Source organism: Flavobacterium sp. B330r (genome assembly GCF_056824325.1).
The window spans coordinates 853,060-870,157 of record NZ_CP124860.1; the positions used below are offsets into that span (position 1 = coordinate 853,060).

The following is a 17,098-nucleotide window of genomic DNA, read 5'->3' on the forward strand; positions in this document are numbered from 1 at the left end:
CTTTTAATCTGTGGCTAAATAGTATTAAAAATTTCTTTTTCGAACTAAAAGCCAAATAACAACAGGTGCACCAATTATAGACGTAACGGCATTTATTGGAAGTGTGACATCAAAGCCTGGCATTTGCGAAACAATATCACAAAATAGCATTATTATCGAACCAAAAAATAAAGTGCTCCAAAACAAAATAGTATGATTGCTTGTCTGAAAAGTCAGTTTTGCAATATGAGGCACTGCTAAACCTACAAAAGCAATTGGTCCTGCAAATGCTGTAATCGCTCCAGACAAAATACTTGTTGCAAAAATGATAACTAATCTGGCCTGTTTAAAATTCAATCCCATGCTTTTTGCATAATTTTCTCCAAGAAGCAAGGCGTTTAATGGTTTGATACTTTTGGCGCTTAAAACCAATCCAATTCCAACACAGAAAGTTAAAATTGTAATGGTTGTCCAAGAAAGGTTTCCAAGATTTCCCATTGACCAAAAAGTAAATTTCTGAAGTTGTTCTGCCGTACTAAAATAAGTTAGGACACTTACGATTGCTGTGGTAAAACTTCCGAACATTAAACCCACAATCAAGATTGCCATTGTATCACGTAATCGTTGCGAAACAACTAAAACTAAAAAAAGAACCAAAGTACTTCCTAAAGTAGATGCCAAAACAATTCCGTAAGAAGACAATGCAATTACACTTAAAAAAGAAGGTAGAAATCCTGCTCCTAAAATGACAAAAGCCACACCAAGGCTTGCACCAGAACTTAATCCTAAGACATAAGGTCCAGCAAGCGGATTTCGGAACAAAGTCTGCATTAAAAGTCCGCTTATTGAAAGCCCCGTTCCGACTAAAACTGCCGTAATTGCTTTTGGCAAACGATAATTAATGATAATATATTCCCAAGTTGATTTTGCAGCATGACCACCTGTTAAACTTGCAAAAACATCTTTCAACGGAATTGTAACCGATCCTAAACTAATGCTAGCAAAAAACATTAATAATAGACCTAAAGCCAGAACGACAAATAAAATGGTATTTCGTGTTTTACTCACCAAAACTAATTCAGTTTAGAAGCAAAAGTAAACTCGTAGCTCGCCAGTAAATCGGGATGAAAGATCTTAATGTAGTCTTTCAAAACCAAATCAGGGCGGCTTGGCGCCAATTCGTAATAAACCGTTCCGCCTGTCGCTCCCATTTTACCTTCAAAATTATAAACACTTTTATTTTTAAAAGCATCAAATTCCGTATAATGCGGATTTGCTTTTTGCAATTCATCCAAACTTTTAAAAGATCCAGAAGCAATCCAAACATTAGCATCTTTGGCTTTGTCCAAAACTTTTTCAAAAGACAAACCTTCGCTTCCAGTTCCTTTTAAATCAGCCCATAAATAATTAGCTTTTGCATCTTTCATAAACTCTGCCACCCAGCTATTTCCTTTGGCAACATACCAAACATCTTCGTACATAGATCCGTATAGCACTTTTGAAGTTGCTGGTTTATCGCTAACTAATTTTTTCGCCTGATTGTAGCTTTCTACAATTTTATCAAACAATTCTTTTGCTTTTTCTTCTTTTCCGAATAAAGCGCCGTAAAGTTTAATCCATTCTGCTTTTCCTAGCGGAGATTGTTCCATCCAATCACCTTGAATCAAAACATTTAAACCGCTTTTCTTAAGATTATCCAGCATCGGGTTATTGTTATCTACACCAAACGTAACAATCAAATCTGGGGATAATTCTATTAATTGTTCGATATTCAGTTTTTCATTTTGTCCAACGTTTTTTACAGAACCTTTGTCAATTAACGCTCTTGTTTTTTCCGAAGAAATATAATCAGTATGTGGAAATCCGACCAATTTATTCTCAACTTCTAACATTTCTAAAAAAGGAATATTTGTAGTTGAAGTTACAACAACACTTTCTAGAGGAACTTTTATAGCAATATATTTCTTTAAACTATCTGGAATTTGTACGTCTTTTTCTTTTAAAATGTAAGTAAATTTCGTTTTAGAATTTGGCCACGGATTACTCACATTTACAATCGAATAGCCTTCGTTTTTCACAATCGAAAGTCCAGAAGCAAATTCGATACTTTCTTTGGCAGTAGTAGATTTTACAACATCTTGCGCTTCATTTTTTTTACATCCAATTAGGATAAGTAGTACAAAAACGACGGGTAATTTATGGAAAAAATATTTCATATTTTATGTTTTGTGTAGCCACAAAGGTAAATTAATTTCTATTTTTTTTGTTTACCTTTATTCGTACAAATTTAAACAAATAGCCTTTTATTTGATGAATGCACCAAAAACAAAAATCTGCTCCAGTTGCGAAACCGCTTTTTCATGCGGAGACACTTCACCCGAAAATAAGTGCTGGTGTAATGATTACCCACCCATTTTCAATCTTTCTGAAGGAGGCGATTGCCTTTGTCCTGTGTGCTTTAAGGAAGCCTGCGAAGATAAAATTGATGCTTATGTCGAAACCGTAACTCCAAAAAAGGCTCTTAATAATAAGGCAATGCTATTGCCGAAAAACGACAATTTAATTGAAGGAATTGACTATTATATCGAAAATGGCAATTACGTTTTTAAAGCTTGGTTTCATTTAAAAAGAGGAACTTGCTGCGGAAACAACTGCCGACATTGCCCGTTTTAATTGTTAATTATAAATTGTTAATTGTAAATTATGAAAAATAATATTGTTCGAAATAAAAGTTTTGATTTCGCTGTAAGAATTGTCAAACTATATCAATATTTAAATAATGATAAAAAAGAATTTATTCTAGCAAAGCAACTTTTAAGATCTGGAACGAGTGTTGGTGCAATGATTCGAGAAGCAGAACACGCCGAAAGTAAAAGCGATTTTATTCATAAATTTGCAATTGCTCAAAAAGAAGCTAATGAAACTGTCTATTGGCTGGAATTATTAAAAGCAACTGATTATCTTAACGAAAAGGAATTTCAAAACATTTCTAATGATGCGATTGCTATATTAAAGTTAATTACTAGCATACTTAAAACTTCCAAAAGTCAATTAAACATAAAAAAATTAACAACTAACAATTAATAATTAACCATTATATAAAAATGCTTTACTTAATAACTGGCGGCGAGCGTTCTGGAAAAAGCGGGTATGCTCAGAAATTAGCTTTAGAACTTTCCGACTCTCCTTTATATGTAGCGACTGCTCGAAAGTGGGATGCAGATTTTCAAAACCGAATTGATCGTCATCAGCAGGAAAGAGACGAACATTGGACCAATATTGAAAAAGAGAAATACTTAAGCGAAATTGATTTTTCTGGAAAAACGGCCTTAATTGACTGTGTAACGCTTTGGTTGACTAATTTTTTTATTGATACTAAAAACGATGTGGAGCTTAGTTTGGAAGAAGCAAAAAAAGAATTTCTTGCCATTGCCAAACATGAAAATGCCAATATCATTATTGTAACAAACGAAATCGGAATGGGCGTTCATGCAGAAACTCACATAGGGAGGAAATTTGTTGAACTTCAGGGTTGGATGAATCAATTTCTTGCTGCAAATGCCGATCAAGTTGTGCTGATGGTTTCGGGAATTCCAGTTAAAATAAAAGGGTAACAATGGCAAAATTCAATGTCAATTTCAAAAATCAATAAAACAAATTCTGAATTTTTAAACTTCAAATTCCAATATCGTGAAGTATCTTTACATAAAGAGTAAATTGATATTGATATTGATATTTGAAATTGAAAATTATGAGTAATTTAGACGATATATTAAAATCCCGCCGAGACACACGACATTTTACAGCCGATAAAGTTCCAGATGAAGTAATTGAGAAAGCTTTACAAGCTGGGCATTGGGCACCTTCTGTCGGATTGACCGATGCTACAAGATATTTTCTGATTAAGTCAGACGAGGTTAAAACGTCTATTAAAAAACTTTTTTTAGACTATAATAAAAAAGCCGAAGAACTTACCGATAATCCTGAACAGAAAGAACTTTACAGATCACTAAAACTCGAAGCAATCGAAGAAGCACCCATCGGGCTCGTCATTGCTTACGACCGTTCGGTTCTCAATCAGTTTACGATTGGAACAATTGGCAGTAACGAAGCAGTAAAATTCAGCTCGGTTTGTGCCGCGCAAAACATTTGGCTTTCGCTGACAGAACAAGGTTATGGAATGGGCTGGGTTTCGATCCTCAATTATTATCAGTTTAAAAAAATCCTTGATTTACCTGAAAATATAGAACCTCTGGGATATTTCTGCATCGGAAAACCAGCCACCAATTACAACAATCAGCCAATGCTGCAGCAATTGCATTGGAAACAAAAATCGGAAGCGCCTATCTGTACTGAAATCAAAGAAATTCATCAAATAAATGTTCCAGATTTTGATTTGAAATCAGAAAGCGAAATACAAAACAAATCTGATTTCAATACACTTTTACAAGAAAAAATAGATTCAAAAACAAAACCTGTAGGTTCTTTAGGCACTTTAGAATCTCTGGCCTTTCAAATGGCAAAGGTTTTTGAAACTTTAAATCCGAAAATCGTAAAACCAAATATTGTCGTTTTTGCAGCAGATCACGGAATTGCAAATCATGGCGTAAGTGATTATCCGCAGGATGTTACAAGACAAATGGTCAATAATTTTCTCGATGGCGGTGCAGCAATAAACGTTTTCTGCAAACAAAACAATATTGAGTTGTCTATTGTAGATTCAGGCGTCAACTATGATTTTCCAACTAATGCCAAATTAATCGATGCTAAAATTGCAAAGGGAACGCAGTCTTTTCTCCATGTTCCCGCAATGAGCGAATCGGAAGTTCATTTCTGTTTTGAGAAAGGAAAATCGATTGTTGAAAATATTGCAAAATCTGGTTCAAACTGCATTGGTTTTGGCGAAATGGGAATTGGAAACACTTCAACCGCTTCTGTTTTAATGAGCCTTTTAACCGGCTTCCCTATTCAAGAATGTATCGGAAAAGGAACTGGAGTTGAAAACGAAAAACTGCTTCTAAAACAAAATTTACTCCAAAAAGCATTAGATAATTATTCTGGTCAAGCCGAATTAATCTCGCAACTTTCCTATTTTGGCGGTTTTGAGATTCTTCAAATGGCTGGCGGAATGATTGCTGCTTTTGATCATAAAATGATAATTCTCGTTGATGGTTTCATTTGTACTGTGGCATATTTAATTGCTTCCAATATAAATCCGAACATCAAACAAAATGCTGTTTTTTGCCATTGCTCTGCTGAAAAAGCGCATTCGGAATTGCTAAATTATTTAGAAGCAAAACCTATTTTAAATCTCGATTTACGTTTGGGAGAAGGAACAGGCTGTGCTGTCGCGTTTCCTATTTTAAAATCGGCTGAATCTTTTTTGAATGAAATGGCGAGTTTTGAAAGCGCGGGAATAAGTAGGAAATAACTTTCTTTTAAGGTTTAAAGTTTATAACTTTGAATTTCTAATTAAAGTTATTTATTACATGCCTTTTACAAAAATTTATATTCATTGTGTTTGGAGTACCAAAAACAGATTTCCTTTTTTAAATTCAGCTGATCTTCGTCAAAAAGTGTGGAATCACATGAAAGAAAATGCATTAAATAAAGAAATTTATCTTCATTTCATTAGTGGATATTCTGATCATTGCCATTGTTTAATTTCATTAGGTAATAATCAGACTCTTCAGAAAACAATACAGCTATTAAAAGGTGAATCTTCATATTGGATTAATAAAAATCAATTGACTAGAGATAAATTTGAATGGCAGGATGAATATTTTGCAGTTTCAGTTTCAGAATCTATTGTAGATAAAGTTCGGGATTATATTAAAAATCAAGAAGAGCATCATAAAAAGAAAACATTTCAAGAAGAATATGAAGAATTTATGATCAAATTTGGATTTAAACAATCTTAAGAAAAATTTGGCTAAAGCCAATCTTAGTGCCTATAAATAAACCAACATCTAAAGATGTTGGCAATTCATAGAAATTATTTTTTTTTTAAAATTTTATTTTTGAATTGCCTCCAGATTTATCTGGAGGTTATAAATTTGCTCCTAAAGAGGGCTTTAGCCAAACAATAATCATAATCAAATGAAATGTGAAGAATTTATAGTCAATTTTGGATGTAAGCAATCTCAAGAAAATTTGGCTAAAGCCAATCTTAGTACCTATAAATAAACCAACATCTAAAGATGTTGGCAATTCATAGAAATCATTTTTTTTTTAAATTTTATTTTTGAATTGCCTCCAGATTTATCTGGAGGTTATAAATTTGCTCCTAAAGAGGGCTTTAGCCAAACAATTATAATCAAATGAAAAAAGAACTACATATTTTCTTCACCTGTTTAATGTTTTACACCAGAATTCCGTGTCCAAAAAACATTACACATCATCCAGATTATTTAAATAAAGCCACAAGATATTTCCCATTTATTGGTTGGATTGTTGGGAGTATTTCCTTTCTGGCTTTTTATCTTTTTTCATTTTTTCTTTCAACGGAAATTGCTGTTATATTGGCAATTATTGCTTCTATCTTAACTACTGGAGCTTTTCATGAAGACGGATTTGCCGATGTCTGTGATGGTTTTGGTGGAGGCTGGACCAAAGAAAAAATCCTAATGATTATGAAAGACAGCGCTATTGGCGCTTATGGAGCAATCGGATTGGTTTTACTTTTTCTACTAAAATTCAAACTGCTTTCAGAATCTATTTTACTTTTCACTAATAACATTTTACTAATTTTCCTTTTATTCATTTCTGCACATTCTTTGAGTCGTCTGGCGGCAATCAGTATTATTTTTACACACGAATATTCGCGTGAAGATGCTTCTAGCAAAAGCAAACCAATCGCTAAACAATATACTTGGAAAGAAGTTTTTGGCTCTTTCTTTTTTGGATTAATTCCGTTACTTGTATTTTCTTATTTTGATTTAAAATTTCTTCTGGCTATAATTCCCGTTTATATAACTCGATATTTTTTAGCGCGATATTTTCAGAAATGGATTGACGGTTATACAGGAGATTGTCTTGGCGCTACACAACAAGTTTGCGAAGTGGTATTTTACTTAAGTATTTTATTTTTATGGAAATTTATCTAGTTCGCCATACCGAAACCATCTGCGAAAAAGGAATCTGTTACGGACAATCAGATGTTGATATTGCAGTTCCATTTGATGAAATTTTCGGCAGAATTATTTCTGAACTTCCTTCGGAGGCAATAATCTTCTCTAGTCCGTTAAAGCGCTGTGTCATTTTAGCAAAACATATTCAAGAAAATATTAAAACCATTTCTTATCACGAAGACGAACGTTTAAAGGAAATGAATTTTGGCGATTGGGAATTGAAAAGCTGGAACGAAATTCCGTCTGAGGAGCTCAATCCGTGGATGGAAGATTTTGTGAATATCAAAGTTTCAAACGGAGAATCTTTTGTTGAATTACACGAAAGAGTCGGTAATTTTTTATCTGAAACAATTTCTAAAACAAATCAGCCAATTGTTATTGTGGCTCACGCCGGAATCATCAGAAGTATTTTGTGCCATCAGAGTTCACTGCCATTAAAAGACGCTTTCAATAATAAAGTTGATTTCGGAGAAGTTATAAAAATCGATTTTTAATGCAAATAATTTATAATTTTCCATGAAACGTAAAAGAAATTTGAATAATCAGTATTTTTAACTTTATCTTTGCAGCAAATTAAGGTTGTGTTTTTAATTCAAAAACACATTAAAAGGGAATCAAGTAATTTCTTGAGCTGTACCCGCAACTGTAAGCTAAGTTCACAAAAATGAATGCTTGCTGTAACTACATCACCACTGTCACGCCCTGCGTGATGGGAAGGTAAACAGCAAGACGCAAGCCAGGAGACCTGCCTTTGTAACAATTTATCGAGCTCTCGGGAAAAAGAGTGAAGGAATTATGACTTTAAAACGACTTCTTGCTTTTTGTTTATTTGTGATGTGCCAGATTATTTGGGCGCAGAGCGATTCTATTACCAGCCTTAAAGAAGTATTGGTTTCAGACAAAAATTTAAAAAAATATTCAGTTTCACAATCTGTTTTAAAATTAAACGATTCTGTTATTGGCAAAAACGAAGCTCTTCTAACCGATTTATTAAACTTTAATTCTACGATTTACTTTAAAGAATACGGTCGCGGAATGCTATCTACGGTAGCTTTTAGAGGAACTACCTCTTCTCAGACCGCAGTAATCTGGAATGGAATTAACATTAATTCCCAAATGAACGGAAGCACCGATTTTAATACCATTTCGGGTTCCGATTATAATTCGATAAGCGTAAAAGCGGGTGGCGGAAGCGTGATTTATGGAAGCGGTGCTGTTGGAGGAACCGTTCATTTAAACAACGATTTGTTGTTTTTTAATCGTTTTGAGAATAATTTACGACTAGATTATGGTAGTTTTAATACGATTGGGATTAACTATAAAACTTCTATTTCTAACAAAAAATGGAGTGCTCAAATCGGATTGTCTAAAAATAGTTCGACAAACGATTATAAATATCTGAACCAGTACAACTGGAAAGGCGAACAGCGCTGGAACCAAAATGGCCAATATGACGTTATTACTTTAAGTGCTAATGCTGGTTATAAAATTGATGCCAAAAACACTCTAAAACTATACACCCAAACCTCAAACACAGATAGAAATACGTCTTTGGTTTCTGAATCGGAAATGAAAAGTAAGTATGTTAATGGCTTTAATAGAAACTTACTAGAATATGACGGTAATTTTGGGAAGTTTACTACCAATTTAAAAACTGCTTATATTTTCGAGAACTATCAATATTATGCCGATAATTCGAGTAATATTTATACTTACGGAAAAACAGAAGGCTTAATCACAAAAGCAGATCTGGGGTATCAAATATTCAAATCATTACAAGCCAATGGAATCCTAGAATATAATCGAACAAAAGGATATGGCAGTGGTTTTGGCGACAATGTAAGAGAAATAAGTTCTGCAGCTTTACTTCTTAAACAAGATGCTTCAGTTAATTGGAAAAACGAATTTGGTATTCGAAAAGAATTCACAGACAACTACCAATCTCCTGTCCTATTTTCAGTTGGTTCTTCTTATCAGTTTGGGAAATTATATAATTTGAAATTAAATGCATCACGAAATTTCAGAATTCCAACCTTCAATGATTTGTATTGGGAAGAAGGCGGAAATCCAGACTTAAAACCCGAAAGTTCTTATCAGGCAGAAATTGGCAATGTTTTTACTTTTCAAAATTTTAGTATAACTCAGACCTTTTATTACATGAAAATAAAAGATTTGCTAAGATGGGTTCCTGGAACAAATGGTATTTGGATGCCACAAAATACAGACAAAGTAAATAGCTATGGAGCAGAAACATTGTTGAGTTGGAAGAAAAGTTATGGCAAAAACAACCTGACTGCAAATGCAACTTACGCTTATACAGTTTCAGAAAATGTTGAAACCAAAAAACAGTTGTTTTTTGTTCCTTTTAATAAAGTTACAGCTTCTGTTGCTTATTCAAGAAAAAGCATTTCTGCCTATTATCAATTTCTTTATAATGGCTTTGTCTATACACAATCTGACAACGATCCTGATAAAATTGTTGATGCCTACAATGTATCTAATATTGGAATTGACTACGATTTTAAACTTTTGTCTTCTTTTAAAGTAGGATTTCAGGTTTTAAATCTTTGGAATACATTTTATCAAAGTTTAGAATATAGACCAATGCCAGGAAGGAATTTTAATTTGTACTTAAACCTTAAATTTTAATATAATGAAACTAACTAGATTATTTTTAGTAGCACTTAGCGTTTCGCTTTTTGTTTCTTGTTCTAATGACGATGACTCCAATGATCCAAAAGGAGTTTATGATGATGGAATTTTCATCTTAAATGAGGGAAATTTTACTGATGGAGGTTCTGTTTCTTTCGTTAGCGACGATTTAAATACTTTCACAAAAGATGTATACAATACTGTAAATGGTTCTGATTTTGTTGGAAAATATCTTCAGAATATCTTTTTTGATGGAGATAAAGCATACATCATTGCTGGCGGTTCTAATGTTATAAATGTAGTAAATCGTTATACATTTAAACTTGAAGCAAAGATTGAGACTGGCTTAATTACTCCAAGATACGGTGTTGTAAAAGACGGAAAAGCTTATGTTACCAATGCCAATACTTACGCGTCTAGCACAAACCCAGCTGGTAATACAGATGATTTTATCGCTGTTATCAATTTAGCTACAAACAAAGTAGAATCTACAATTAACCTAAATACAACGGCTAACCATATTGAAGTTTACAACAATAAGCTATATGTAACTGAACCTTACAATAACGATAAATTACTTGTAGTAAATCCAGCAACAAATAAGCTTGAAACTTCTTTAACTATTGGTTTAGGAGCAGATACAATGGAAATTAAAGATGGTGTTTTATACACTATTAGAAGCTCATACGGAGAAAGAAGTGAAATTATAAAAGTAAAATTATCTGACAATTCTATCAGCAAAATTACTTTTCCAGAAGCTCTTGATGGAGTTAAAAACCTAGACATTTACAACAATAAAATATACTATACTCTAGAAACTGCAGTTTACGCTATGGATTACACCGCAACTTCAGCTTCTACAACTCCAATTTTCGAATACAGCTCAACTTCTGAGTACGGAAAAATGTATGGTTTTGCTGTAAAAGATGATAGAATCTTTATTGCAGATGGTGGTGATTTTGCTTCAAGCAGTAAAGCTTATATTTATAACTTAAGCGGAAGCTTATTAAAAGAATTAACTGTTGGTTTAGGTCCAAACGGATTCTACTTTAACGATTAATTTTACCTTTAGAATTAGTTTTTGTTTTTTTATGGAAAAGGCTTTCAGTGATGAAAGCCTTTTCTATTTATTGCATAATTTCTTAAAAACTCTTTGGAGCATTTTGAAAATACATTCCGTGTCTTAATCCGTTTATAATTTTTGAATCGGTCAAATAAGGATGTTCCGGTTCAGAATCGTTTAGAACTCTTCTAGCAGAAACACCTGTAATTTTTGAAATAGCTAGATTAAGCAAAGGCTCAGACGTTTCACCTAAAATACCATAGGTATCCAAATATTCTCTTTGTACATAAGTAGGCTGCAAACCTTGAGTATAATCTCCAAAACCTGCAGAATTTGAAATCTTAAACACTAAAGGTTGCATTGCATATTTATGATTTGGATTAATTCCTTTTTTAGTAAATAAAGTTTCTGAATCATATATCGTATATGAACCCACATTTTTACCTGTCGTAGTTTCTCCAATCTGCACGACATTAACATAAGGGGTTAATCCGTTAACAACCAATTCGCTGGCAGATGCAGTACTAGCCGTTGTAATGATATAAACTGTATTTAAGTTTAAGCTATTTAGCGCTTTTCCATCAATATTATTTACAAATCTGTAATTCAAACTTTCTAAATCATCAGCAGTCATATCTTTCATCCACTTTGTATTAAACTGCGTTTTAGCAAAAATCTGGTTGTCAAACTGTCCTGTAATCATACTAGAAAGTCTAATAGAAGATGTAACAGATCCTCCTCCATTATATCGAAGATCTAAAACTAGGTCTGTTATTCCTTGCGATTTGAATTCGCCAAAAGCCTGATTTAATTTCTCGTCATATCCTGGATAAAAACCATTATACATTAAATAACCAATTTTATGGCTTCCAGAAGGAATCACTTTACTGATTAAAATAGGATTTTCTTCTAAAACAGTTTTCGTCAAGTCAACCGATTTTCCATTCAAAACATAACTGCTTCCATTATAATCTGCCAAGTTTAGCGTATAACTATCCTTGTTCAATAATAATTCTTGATAATTTGAAACCGTAAGTTTCACACCATTTACACTCGTAAATAGATCACCACGCTTAATGGCTTTAGTAGAAGCATCAGAATTTGGAATAATATATCGTACAAAACCTACCACATCATTCGATCCTGAAGATACGCGGCTCAATCTAAAGTCAACACCATTATTTTTTGTAACACCGCTTAACTCCTGTTCCAAAACAGTGTAATCTTCAACAATCCAACTGAAACGGTCAATGGCATCGCCATTTGGATATTTACTCACGGGCTTGTTTAATAAATCCTCAAACAAATCCTCTGAATGAGAATATCCTCTTAAAAACTGATTAAAATTGGGCTGCAAATTACGGCCATCTGCTAGATTGGGCACATCGGCCTGCCATAAGTAGACTTCGTTTAGTCCTCTCCAAATAAAATTATTAATCTGCAAGTCTGCTGGAGCTGCAACATCATCCTGATCTTCACAAGACTGTAAAGAAAATGCGAATAAAAAGAGAAAAAGAATACTCTTTAAATTTGTTTTCATATCGTGTAGGTTATATATTCTGAATAAACGTAAAAATAGTATCTTTAGTTTTAGCTTTATCTTAAAAGCAGTATTTTTTTTACATAAAAAAATATTTTCTTTTTTGTTGTAACAAATATAATTGTGTCTCGTCTTGAATATATAAGCTAACGATTAACCATCAGATTAATGAACCAAGTTGTATTTATAGAATTAATAAATCCTTTTAAAGACAAAGTTTTTCGTCTGGCAAAAAGATTGCTTACTAGCACCGAAGAAGCAGAAGATGCAACTCAGGAAGTAATGGTAAAATTATGGAACAAAAAAGACAATCTGCAAAGCTATAATAGCGTAGAAGCATTGGCGATGACTATGACCAAAAATTATTGTCTCGATCAGCTAAAATCTAAAAGGGCTAGCAATCTGCAAATTGTTCACAACAACTTTACCGATCGGCAGCCGCAATTGGATAAAAAACTGGAAGATCAAGACAGTTTAGAATGGGTTGAAAAAATTATAAATGAGATGCCCGAACAAATGCAATTATTAATTCAGCTACGAGATGTGGAGCAATATGAATTTGAAGAAATAGCCAAAATCGTTAATATGAACGAAACGGCAATACGAGTGGCGCTTTCGAGAGCAAGAAAAAAAATTAGAGAATCAATGACAAATACACACCTTTATGGAACTAAATAAAATAGAAGATATATTAGAAAAATACTTTCAGGGAGAAACTTCTATTGCTGAGGAAAATCAATTAAAAGAATATTTCTCTTCACCAAATGTTGCGCAGCATTTGGAGCAATACAAATCTATGTTTGGCTATTTCTCTCATGCAAAAGAACAGAAATCAACGTATGAAATTCCACTACAATCTAAGAAACGTAACGTAGCGTGGTTATCGATTGCGGCATCAGCTGTTGTTTTGCTGGGAATTGGAACCTATTATTTTGCGAGCGAACAAAAAAACACTACTGCAGTAGCTTCGAAAACAGAATTAGGAACCTATGATGATCCCGAAGAAGCGCTTAAAGCAACACAAAAAGCTTTGGCATTATTATCAAGCAATGTTAATGTAGGTATTGAAAGTGTACACTACATTAATGAATTCGAACAATCAAAAAACAAAATTTTTAAACAGTAATTAAACACAAAAATAGTCATGAAATCAACGATTCACGAATACCAAAAAAGCAATAAACTAAGTATGAGTAAAAACTTCATTATAACTTTAGTATTCGCATTAGTAAGCACAACATTCTACGCACAAGGCGCTTTTGACAAATTTGATGGTCAGGATGAAGTAACCTCAGTAATTGTAAACAAAAAAATGTTTGATTTAATGAGCAAAGTAAAAGTTGACGCTTCTGATAAAGAAACACAGCAGTATATTGCTCTAATTAAAAAACTGGATTACTTAAAAGTGTTCACCACTAAAAATCCAAAAATCGAAGCAGACATGAAAGCTACTGCCGACAAATATGTAAAAACTGCCGGACTAGAAGAATTAATGCGTGTAAATGATGGCGGGAAAAATGTTAGAATAATGGTGAAATCTGGCGCTACAGATACTCAAATAAGAGAATTATTAATGTATGTGGATGGTGCAAAAAACGACGAAACTGTTTTATTATCTTTAACTGGTAATTTTGATCTAAACGAAATCTCAGTATTAACAGATAAAATGCAACTTCCTGGCGGTACAGACTTAAAGAAAGCTTCTAAAGGCAAAAAATAACAATGAGAACAAATATTTTCATCATAGCACTTACGGCTCTTCTAACTTTAGGAAGCTGTAATTCTGAACCAACATTGCAAAAGTATTTTGTTGAAAATTCGGAGAAAAAAGATTTTATAGCATTAGATGTTTCACCAAACATCCTGAATGTGGATAAAACAAAATTATCTGCAGAGCAAAGCGAAGCTTTAAATTCATTTGACAAAATGAATATTCTAGCTTTCAAAGCTGATCAAAACAATCAGGCACAGTTTGAGACAGAACGAAATAAAGTAAAAGCCATATTAAAAGATCCGAAATATCAAGAGTTAATGAAAATTGGTTCTGGTAAAGACGGTGCTTCTGTTAGCTATGTTGGAAGTGATGATAATATTAAAGAGTTTATCATTTTTGCCAATAGAAAAGAAAATGGGTTTGCTGTAGTTAGGGTTTTAGGCGAAAACATGAATCCAAACAACATTATGACTTTAATGTCTGTTTTACAGAAATCTAAAATAGATATGGAGCAGTTAAAACCTTTAGAACAATTACTTAAAAAATAATACAATCTTACTTTTTAAATTAAGAAAGCTCCAATATATTGGAGCTTTTTTTATAACATCTACTAAGATTATACTTATTAATTTATTTTCATTTTCATTTTGCCATTAATCAAATTTAATTACATTTACGAACTGAGATTATAAAAAAAAACAAATCTCAAAAATCTAATTTAACCAGAATTAATATGATACAAAAAACATCAAATGCCTTTATTGCGGCATCTTGGGTAGCTCTTGGAGCTGGAACTGTCGGTTTTATCGTTGGACTAGCAAGAGCTGAAATGTTATTAAATGAAAAAGGATACTATTTTACAGTTTTAATGTTCGGACTTTTTGCCGTAGTTTCTTTGCAAAAAAGCGTTCGAGACAGACTTGAAAAACTTCCTGTAACAGATATTTATTACGGAATCTGCTGGTTCGGAACATTACTTTCAATCGTTCTTTTGGTTGTTGGATTATGGAATGCAACAATTCTTCCTAGCGAAAAAGGTTTCTATGCTTTTGCTTTTTTACTAGCATTGTTCGGTGCTATTTCAGTTCAAAAAAACACTAGAGATAATATGAGCTTTAATCAGGTTGAATAAAGTTTAAATCAATAAAAAAAACAGTATTAGGCTTCATTTAAAAAAATGAGGCTTTTTTTGTACGAAATTTCAATTGTTAGCATTAAAATCAGACTTCTTTTTAACTAAACAAAAGTGTCTCAATAGTATAGTAAATTAAAAATACAATCTTCAAAATATATTTTCTTACAAAAAAAATAATTTATTCACTTAAAATTATATCTTTGACCAAACCCTAAATATACTATATGAAAAAAATTTTACTCTTTACATTATTATCAGCATTTGGCGCAAATGCACAAACTCCAACCGATTACGTAACTACGGGATTTAACACTCCAACCGGGATTGCTTTTGATGCTTCTGGAAATTTATTTGTTGCTGATTTTTACACTTATAAAGTTACTAAAGTTACACCTCAATTAGTACAAAGCAATTTTGCAACAGTAAATGGTACACCACAACAAATTGCTTTTGACAAGAGTGGAAATCTTTGGATGGCAGGATCTGGTTTCATTCAGGAAATAGAAAAAATTACGCCATCAGGAGTAGTTACGGCGTATCCAGCAAGTGGAAGCCCTTACGGAATTGCCATCGACGCAGACGACAATGTATTTTATTCTGAATCAAATTCTGGAAACATTAAAAAAAGAACTGCAGCTGGAGTAACAACAACTTTTGCTTCAGATTTCAGTCAGCCAAATGGTTTAGCATTTGACAAATCAGGTAATTTACTCGTTGTTGACAAAATGGATGGTGTAGTAAAAAAGATAACACCTGCAGGAGTAGTATCAACACTAATTTCAGAACTGAGAAACCCAGCAAATCTTGTAGTTGCTCCAAATGGCGATTTATACATTTCTACAGGTTTACAAAATAGAATTTTCCGTTTTCCTGCGAACGGGAATGATGGTGACCAAGAAGAATTTATTTATTTTAATACTAACTATGACCAGCCTGCACAAATGGCAATTTATGATGGAGCTCTTTACGTTAGTACCAGTTCTAGCACTAAAAAAGTTATTAAAATCACATCTCCAACTTTGGGTTTAGGTGATATCAAAAAAACTGAAAAAGGTCTTGCAGTATATCCAAACCCAGCAACAGATTTTGTACACATTGAAAATGGTAGCGACGTTACAATCGAAACTATTGACTTGTATGATGTGACAGGAAGAAACGTTAAAAGCTACAAATCTGCAGATATAAAGGACAATGTTATTTCTGTATCGAATGTAGTTCCAGGAAATTATATTTTAAAAATAAACAATACGTCTAAGAAGATTATTGTGAAGTAATAAAACATTCTAAAACAAAAAGCTCCAATTTACGTTGGAGCTTTTTTTTAATAACAAAACCAATACTTAATTCAATAAGTAATAAAATCATGGGACAAAAAATTTGCGCAATTTTAACTAATGAAAAAAGTCAATACAATAAAGATTTAGTTCATTTTTTTGAAGAGAGCATAGTAATTATACCTTTAGATTTGAACGGAAGTACAATAGAATATTTCATTAAGGAAGCTGACAGTTTTAATACTATAAAAGAGTACTTACAATATTTAAAAACACTTCCAATTTATGAAACTCAAGCAAACTCATCCGATTATGAACATAATATCAAATCAATAGTTGACATTATTGAAACATATGAATTAAAGACTTTTTCAATTCGATATTATACAGAATGGGCAGATATCCCCGATGATGATTTCTATATTGCAATAGTAAATGGAGAAATAAAAAGAGATTCTATTGTACTTGAAGATGAAAAATATATTGGAAATTCTAATAATCGAGAAAAATACAATAATCTCATTGGCTTAAATTCTTCATGGATAGCAAACGAAAACAGATACTTTAATTATAATCATGCTAAAAAAGAATACACTAAAAACAGAGGCTAA

The 17,098-nt window shown here is 32.6% G+C and carries 19 protein-coding genes and 1 riboswitch; of the genes, 16 read left to right on the forward strand and 3 right to left on the reverse strand.

The genetic code is table 11. From position 1 onward, the window contains the following. Positions 1-24: 24 nt before the first annotated feature. Entirely contained in the window at positions 25-1,050 is a 1,026-nt protein-coding gene (locus tag QLQ95_RS03840; RefSeq protein WP_095929527.1) for an iron ABC transporter permease, read from the reverse strand. 2 nt (positions 1,051-1,052) lie between these two features. Continuing rightward, a complete protein-coding gene (locus tag QLQ95_RS03845) occupies positions 1,053-2,195 on the reverse strand; it encodes an ABC transporter substrate-binding protein (protein WP_482502700.1) in 1,143 nt (380 codons plus the stop codon). A gap of 94 nt (positions 2,196-2,289) precedes the next feature. Between QLQ95_RS03845 and QLQ95_RS03850 the strand changes: the two genes are divergently transcribed. From QLQ95_RS03850 to QLQ95_RS03890, 9 genes are all read left to right on the forward strand, one after another. Continuing rightward, on the forward strand, positions 2,290-2,652 hold the full coding sequence (locus QLQ95_RS03850; protein WP_320493207.1) for a C1orf53 family protein: 363 nt from the start codon (positions 2,290-2,292) through the stop codon (positions 2,650-2,652). Positions 2,653-2,682: 30 nt separating this feature from the next. Beyond that, positions 2,683-3,063: a four helix bundle protein gene (locus QLQ95_RS03855; RefSeq protein WP_320493205.1), complete on the forward strand. Its 381-nt coding sequence runs from the start codon at positions 2,683-2,685 to the stop codon at positions 3,061-3,063. A gap of 20 nt (positions 3,064-3,083) precedes the next feature. Beyond that, the gene (cobU, locus tag QLQ95_RS03860) at positions 3,084-3,593 is read left to right on the forward strand and encodes a bifunctional adenosylcobinamide kinase/adenosylcobinamide-phosphate guanylyltransferase (protein WP_482502703.1); all 510 of its coding nucleotides are present in this window, start codon (positions 3,084-3,086) and stop codon (positions 3,591-3,593) included. A 137-nt stretch (positions 3,594-3,730) separates the two neighbouring features. Further along, positions 3,731-5,410, forward strand: coding sequence for a nicotinate-nucleotide--dimethylbenzimidazole phosphoribosyltransferase (gene cobT / locus QLQ95_RS03865; protein ID WP_482502705.1), 1,680 nt, complete (start codon positions 3,731-3,733; stop codon positions 5,408-5,410). A gap of 58 nt (positions 5,411-5,468) precedes the next feature. After that, positions 5,469-5,900 (forward strand): IS200/IS605 family transposase, encoded by a 432-nt coding sequence (tnpA, locus tag QLQ95_RS03870; RefSeq protein ID WP_428239160.1) that lies wholly within the window; start codon positions 5,469-5,471, stop codon positions 5,898-5,900. A gap of 399 nt (positions 5,901-6,299) precedes the next feature. Next, positions 6,300-7,085, forward strand: a complete 786-nt coding sequence (locus QLQ95_RS03875) for an adenosylcobinamide-GDP ribazoletransferase (RefSeq protein ID WP_095929522.1) — start codon at positions 6,300-6,302, stop codon at positions 7,083-7,085. Continuing rightward, complete coding sequence (cobC, locus tag QLQ95_RS03880) at positions 7,070-7,603, forward strand: alpha-ribazole phosphatase (RefSeq protein ID WP_095929521.1); 534 nt, start codon at positions 7,070-7,072, stop codon at positions 7,601-7,603. Before QLQ95_RS03875 ends, cobC begins: the two co-directional genes overlap by 16 nt. 65 nt (positions 7,604-7,668) lie before the next feature. Further along, positions 7,669-7,876: riboswitch (cobalamin riboswitch) on the forward strand. Between the two features lie 28 nt (positions 7,877-7,904). Then, on the forward strand, positions 7,905-9,758 hold the full coding sequence (locus QLQ95_RS03885; protein ID WP_482502708.1) for a TonB-dependent receptor plug domain-containing protein: 1,854 nt from the start codon (positions 7,905-7,907) through the stop codon (positions 9,756-9,758). Positions 9,759-9,762: 4 nt separating this feature from the next. Beyond that, complete coding sequence (locus tag QLQ95_RS03890; RefSeq protein WP_482502710.1) at positions 9,763-10,821, forward strand: DUF5074 domain-containing protein; 1,059 nt, start codon at positions 9,763-9,765, stop codon at positions 10,819-10,821. A gap of 82 nt (positions 10,822-10,903) precedes the next feature. Here the strand turns inward: QLQ95_RS03890 and QLQ95_RS03895 are convergent, their stop codons facing one another. Further along, positions 10,904-12,364 (reverse strand): S41 family peptidase, encoded by a 1,461-nt coding sequence (locus QLQ95_RS03895; RefSeq protein ID WP_482502712.1) that lies wholly within the window; start codon positions 12,362-12,364, stop codon positions 10,904-10,906. Between the two features lie 168 nt (positions 12,365-12,532). Here QLQ95_RS03895 and QLQ95_RS03900 point away from each other — a divergent pair, with 168 nt between their 5' ends. The 7 genes from QLQ95_RS03900 to QLQ95_RS03930 all read left to right on the forward strand — a co-directional run bounded on the left by QLQ95_RS03900 (position 12,533) and on the right by QLQ95_RS03930 (position 17,098). After that, a complete protein-coding gene (locus tag QLQ95_RS03900; RefSeq protein ID WP_008464858.1) occupies positions 12,533-13,042 on the forward strand; it encodes an RNA polymerase sigma factor in 510 nt (169 codons plus the stop codon). Continuing rightward, positions 13,029-13,490, forward strand: coding sequence for a hypothetical protein (locus QLQ95_RS03905; RefSeq protein WP_095929518.1), 462 nt, complete (start codon positions 13,029-13,031; stop codon positions 13,488-13,490). The genes QLQ95_RS03900 and QLQ95_RS03905 overlap by 14 nt, the downstream gene beginning before the upstream one ends. Before the next feature lie 18 nt (positions 13,491-13,508). Beyond that, on the forward strand, positions 13,509-14,084 hold the full coding sequence (locus QLQ95_RS03910; RefSeq protein ID WP_250837240.1) for a DUF4252 domain-containing protein: 576 nt from the start codon (positions 13,509-13,511) through the stop codon (positions 14,082-14,084). Between the two features lie 2 nt (positions 14,085-14,086). Beyond that, positions 14,087-14,626 (forward strand): DUF4252 domain-containing protein, encoded by a 540-nt coding sequence (locus QLQ95_RS03915; RefSeq protein WP_482502715.1) that lies wholly within the window; start codon positions 14,087-14,089, stop codon positions 14,624-14,626. Positions 14,627-14,811: 185 nt separating this feature from the next. Further along, a complete protein-coding gene (gene yiaA / locus QLQ95_RS03920; RefSeq protein WP_250837242.1) occupies positions 14,812-15,210 on the forward strand; it encodes an inner membrane protein YiaA in 399 nt (132 codons plus the stop codon). Positions 15,211-15,437: 227 nt separating this feature from the next. Further along, entirely contained in the window at positions 15,438-16,487 is a 1,050-nt protein-coding gene (locus QLQ95_RS03925; RefSeq protein WP_482502717.1) for a T9SS type A sorting domain-containing protein, read from the forward strand. Between the two features lie 89 nt (positions 16,488-16,576). Beyond that, positions 16,577-17,098, forward strand: coding sequence for a hypothetical protein (locus QLQ95_RS03930; RefSeq protein ID WP_320493186.1), 522 nt, complete (start codon positions 16,577-16,579; stop codon positions 17,096-17,098).